This window comes from Thermoanaerobaculia bacterium, from assembly GCA_035260525.1.
Classification (GTDB): domain Bacteria; phylum Acidobacteriota; class Thermoanaerobaculia; order UBA5066; family DATFVB01; genus DATFVB01.
Genome location: DATFVB010000076.1, coordinates 1 through 5259 on the forward strand (window position 1 = coordinate 1; position 5259 = coordinate 5259).

Below are 5259 nucleotides of genomic sequence, written 5' to 3' on the forward strand. Positions count from 1 at the left end.
GGCGGCCGGCACGGCGGCCGGGGGCTCCGCGGGCGCGGCGGGCGCGGTGGGCATCTCGTGGATCGGGCGGACCAGGCCGAGGACGATCAGGGCGCCCAGCAGTTTCAACGTCGCAAACTCGTCGGCGCGCGAGCGCTTGACGACCTGCTCGATCGTGCGCCGCCCGTCGATTCCGTCGACCACCGCGTCGGCGTCGGCCGTCAGTCCGAGCCGGGCGAACGCCGCGCCGAAATCGGCCGCGCGGGCGACCGGAATGTCGGTCGGGCCGATGTGCCGCACGACGAATCCACGGTCGTTCGACCGGAGGAAGAGCTCGAGGACCCACTGGTCGACCGGAAGCTTGAGCGGCGGCACGCTCGGCTCGGGCGGCCCCTCCTCGAACGCATAGGCGCCCTCTCCCCACGAGAGGACGCGCGAGAGCGATTCGATCGCCGAGATCTTCAGCCCCCAGTTCGTCTCGCGGCGCGAGATCACCCCCGACGCCGCGGCGACCGCGAACCGGTCCTCGAAATCGCCGACGGTCAGCGCCTCGTACGTCGCGCGCTGCACCTTCCCGGCGCGGATCAGCACCTCGGCGGGCGCGATCTCGGGAGGAGCGTCGAGCGCGACGAGCTCCCCGTCTTCGAAGCCGAAACGGACCGTCTCCCCGGCGGGCCCCGTCACTCGGAGCGCGCCGGAAACGCCCCCGCGCCCGGCCGCGCAGAGCGCCGCGAGCACGTCGACCGACGCGAGAGAGCCGGAGATCCCGAACGTCTCCTTCATTGCCCGCGGAGGTGCTCGATGACGTTCTCGGCCGCGCGCGGCCCGACGACGCTCGCGATCTCTTCGCGGGGCGCCTGGCGAACCCCGCCCACGGAGCCGAACCGGCGGAGGAGCTTCTTCGCCTTGATCGGACCCACCCCGGGAACCCCGCGCAGGCTCGTCGTGAGCGCGACCGATCTCCGCGTGCGCCGGTGTCTGCCGATCGCGAAACGGTGCGCCTCGTCGCGGACCCGCTGCACGAGCCTCAACGCGCTCTCGTGGCGGGCGAGCCGGATCGGGTCGGGGCGCCCGGGAACGTAGAGCTCCTCCTCCTTCTTGGCCAGGCCGACGACGGGGACCTCGACTCCGATCCGGTCCAGCGCCGTGATCGCCGCCGAGAGCTGCCCCCGGCCGCCGTCGACGAGGACGAGGTCGGGAAGCGCGCCGCCCTCGGCCGCGACCCGCGAGTAGCGCCGCGAAACGGCTTCCGCCATGGACGCGAAATCGTCGGGCGCGAGGAGGTCCTGCGCGTGGATCTTGAAGAGCCGGTAGTCGGACTTCTTCGGGCGGCCGCCCTCGAACACGACCATCGACGCGTACGAGGTCGTCCCCTGGATGTGGGAGATGTCGAAGCCTTCGATGCGGCGCGCGGGCTCCGGGAGCCCGAGAAGGCGCGAAAGGCGGGCGACGGCGTCCTCCTCCGCCGTCTTCGAGCGGCGGAACCGGACGTGGTGCCGCGCCTTCGCGTTGACCATCGCCATCTCGAGGCGATCCTTCGCCGGGCCCCGCTGCGGCCGGCGCACGACGACGCGGCTCCCCTTCTTCGCCGTCAGGAACTCCTCGAGGAGCTCGCGGTCGGGAAGGTCGAACGGGACCTGAACTTCATCGGGAAGAAAGGTCGTCTGGTCGTAGAACTGCGCGATCACCGTCGAGAGGAGCTCCTCGGGAGCCGTCCCCTCCACCTTCTCGAAGAAGAGCTCCCGCCGGTCGAGGATCGTGCCCCCGCGCGCGACGAGCACCTGGATCGCGGCGTCGCCGCCGTCCTCGTGGATCCCCCAGGTGTCGGCGTCTTCGCCCGAGAGGCGCTGGACGACCTGCCGCTCGGCGAGCTCCTCGACGGTACGCAGCGCGTCGCGGTACGCCGCCGCCATCTCGAAGTTCTCCGACGCCGCCGCCTCCTCCATCTTCTTCTCGAGACTCCGCGAGAGCTCCGTGTTCTTTCCCTGCAGGAAAAGAATCACGTCGCGGACCGCTTCGTCGTAGGCCTCCTTCGTCGTGAGCCCCGCGACGCACGGCGCGAGGCAGGCGTGCAGGTCGTAGTACAGGCACGGGCGGGGCAGGCGTCCGTCGATCTCGATCGAGCACGTCCGGATCTGGAAGTGGCGGGTGATCATCTTCATCGTGCGCCGGACGAGGCCGCCCCAGAACGGGCCGAAGTAGGAATGCCCGTCGTCGAGGACCCGGCGCGTGACGAGCGCGCGCGGCCACTCCTCTCCCGTCGTGATCTTGATGTACGGATAGGTCTTGTCGTCGCGGAGGCAGACGTTGTAACGCGGATGGTGCTTCTTGATGAGGGCGTTCTCGAGCAGGAGCGCCTCGAGCTCGGTCCGGGTGACGATCGTCTCGAGCGATCGGTATTCCGACAGCAGCGCGCGCGTCTTGACGTCCTCGATCGTCTTGTGGAAATAGGAGGAGACGCGCTTCTTGAGCGAGCGCGCCTTGCCCACGTACACGATCCGGTCGCGCGAGTTCCGGAAGAGATACACGCCGGGGGCGTCGGGGAGATTTTCCGGAGGCGCGGGTGTTTCGAACGCCGCCACGTCCTAATTATAAACGGACGAGCATTTTGCGCTCGAACGGGACGAGTTCGGGAAGAATATGATCGCCCGATGAAGGAGTGCCCGTTCTGCCTCCGTCCCGTCGGGAACGACGTGATCGAGTGTCCGAACTGCCACAACAACGTGGACATCTTCCGGACGGGCTACTTCGCGCGGCCCAAGCTCTCGCGCCCCAAGACCGCGGTCATCTGGACCGTCGCGATCGTGGTCGTGCTCCTGCTCGCGGTCGGGCTCTACCGCGGCTGCGCCGTCAGCCGGCGCGCCGATCCATCGCGCGCCGCGCTTCGACGCACCGGCAACTGACCGGCCGCGCCCTCCCGGTGAGACCGCTGCCGGGTCCGGGCGCCCCCGCGGTCAGCCCCGGAAGATCTGCAGCTCTCTGAGCTTCCTGAGCTCGTCCCGGACCGACGCCGCCTTCTCGAACTCGAGGTCGCGGGCCGCGGCCCGCATCTCCTTCTCGAGCGAAGCGATCTTCTTCGAGAGCGCCTCCTCGTCGACGGGTGTGGCCCGCTTCTGAATCTGGAGCGGCTCGAGGTAGTCGAGGTTCGACATCGCGAGCAGCGGCGAATCGAGCGACTTCACGATCGACGCGGGCTCGATCCCGTGCTCGAGGTTGTAGGCCGTCTGCTTCTCGCGGCGGCGGCGCGTCTCGTCGATCGCGCGCCGCATCGACTCCGTCGTCGCGTCCGCGTAGAAGATGACGCGCCCGGCGAGATTTCGCGCCGCGCGTCCCGACGTCTGGATGAGCGAGGTCGTGCTCCGCAGGAAGCCCTCCTTGTCCGCATCGAGAATCGCGACGACCGCCACCTCGGGGATGTCGAGCCCCTCCCGCAGGAGGTTGATCCCGATCAGGCAGTCGAACGTCCCCTTCCGGAACTCGCCGATCAGGCGCACGCGGTCGAGGGTCTGGATGTCGGAGTGCAGGTACTGGCACCGGATGCCGAGCTCGGTGAAGTAGTTCGTCAGGTCCTCGGACATGCGCTTCGTCAGCGTCGTGACCATGACCCGCTCGCGCCGCGACGCCGCCTCGCGGACGACGCCGAGGAGATCGTCGACCTGCCCCTTGACGGGCCGGATCTCGATCTCCGGGTCGACGAGTCCCGTCGGACGGATGAGCTGTTCCACGATCTCGCCGCCGCTCTGCACGAGCTCGTATTCGGCGGGTGTGGCGGAGACGTAGACCGTCTGGCCGATGCGCTCCCGGAACTCGTCGAACGTCAGCGGCCGGTTGTCGAGCGCCGAAGGCAGCCGGAACCCGAAGTCGACGAGCGTCTTCTTCCGCGACTGGTCGCCGAAGTACATTCCGCGGACCTGGGGGATCGTCACGTGCGATTCGTCCACCATCAGGAGGAAGTCGGCGGGGAAGTAGTCGATGAGGGTCGGGGGCGGCTCGCCGGGACGGCGCCGCGACAAATGCCGCGAATAGTTCTCGATCCCGTTGCAGTACCCGAGCTCGCGGATCATCTCGATGTCGAACATCGTTCGCTGGTGGAGGCGCTGCGCCTCCAGCTTCCTGTTCTCGGCGTTGAGCTCGGCGAGCCGCTCCTCCAGCTCGACCTGGATGTCCGTGATCGCGAGGTCGAGGACGGAGCGCGGCGTCGCGTAGAACGTCCTCGGGTAGATCGCGAGGCGCGGCACGCGGGCGAGGACGCTGCCGCGCAGCGGATCGATGCGCGAGATCTTCTCGATCTCCTCGCCGAAGAACTCGACGCGGACGGCGGCGTCCTCGTATGCCGGGGCGATCTCGACCACGTCCCCGCGCACGCGGAACGTGCCGCGCGCCAGGTCCGCGTTCGTGCGCTCGTATTGCATCGCGACGAGCTTTCGCAGGAGCGCCGGAACGCCGGCCGCGTCCCCGACCTCGAGGAACGCGAGCATGTCGTAGTACGACTCCGGGCTCCCGAGGCCGTAGATGCACGACACGGAGGCGATGACGATCACGTCGCGGCGCTCGAACAGCGCCTTCGAGGCCGACAGGCGCAGCTTGTCGATCTCCTCGTTGCGCGAGGTCTCCTTCTCGATGTACGTGTCCGTCTGCGGGACGTACGCCTCCGGCTGGTAGTAGTCGTAGTAGGAGACGAAATACTCGACGGCGTTGTCCGGGAAGAACGTCTTGAACTCCTGGTAGAGCTGCGCCGCGAGCGTCTTGTTGTGCGAGAGGACGAGGGTCGGCCGGTTGACGGTCTCGATCACCTTCGCCATCGTGAACGTCTTCCCGGAGCCGGTGACGCCGAGGAGCACCTGGTCCTTCTTTCCGGAACGAAGCCCGCCGACGAGCGCTTCGATCGCGGAGGGCTGGTCTCCCTGCGGCGTGAATTCCGAGACGAGCCGGAAGGCGCCGCTCGTCCGCTGCTGCGACTCGCGAAACGACGCCGGCTTGTCCGTGTCGATCCGGGTCGCCGGCCGCTCGACCGTCGACGTCCCCGGGAGTTTCCTGACCCTCACGCCGCGCGCGCGGCCGGAGCGGCGGCGCCCGCCAGCCGGTCGAGGAACCGCGCGAGCGACCGCACGTCGGACGGGCCGAGGCGCTCCTTGCGCGATTCGAGCATCAGGCGGCGGCGGAGGGGCTCAGCGGCGCTCATGTCGATCTTTCCGGCGTTCCACGCCGCATGAAAACGCTCGCGGGCCGCGCGGAATTCCTCGCGGTCCGCAGCCGACACGTCCGGGCCGAAGTTCTTCT

General features: G+C 68.8%; 5 protein-coding genes. 1 reads left to right on the forward strand and 4 read right to left on the reverse strand.

The genetic code is table 11. The features are described from left to right. Together VKH46_03765 and uvrC are read right to left on the reverse strand one after the other, a co-directional pair. Positions 1-762 (reverse strand): DUF4388 domain-containing protein (locus VKH46_03765; GenBank protein HKB69934.1); only part of this gene is annotated, 762 nt, incomplete at its 3' end. After that, positions 759-2561: an excinuclease ABC subunit UvrC gene (uvrC, locus tag VKH46_03770; protein ID HKB69935.1), complete on the reverse strand. Its 1803-nt coding sequence runs from the start codon at positions 2559-2561 to the stop codon at positions 759-761. The genes VKH46_03765 and uvrC, both read right to left, overlap by 4 nt. 69 nt (positions 2562-2630) lie before the next feature. Between uvrC and VKH46_03775 the strand changes: the two genes are divergently transcribed. Next, entirely contained in the window at positions 2631-2882 is a 252-nt protein-coding gene (locus VKH46_03775) for a hypothetical protein (protein HKB69936.1), read from the forward strand. Between the two features lie 51 nt (positions 2883-2933). On the opposite strand, the gene uvrB is transcribed toward VKH46_03775, so the two are convergent. Both uvrB and VKH46_03785 read right to left on the reverse strand, forming a co-directional pair. After that, positions 2934-4970 carry an excinuclease ABC subunit UvrB gene (uvrB, locus tag VKH46_03780; protein ID HKB69937.1) on the reverse strand — a complete coding sequence of 679 codons (2037 nt, stop codon included), beginning with the start codon at positions 4968-4970 and terminating at the stop codon, positions 2934-2936. Positions 4971-5020: 50 nt separating this feature from the next. Beyond that, on the reverse strand, positions 5021-5259 hold a 239-nt coding region (locus VKH46_03785; GenBank protein HKB69938.1), incomplete at its 5' end, for a hypothetical protein.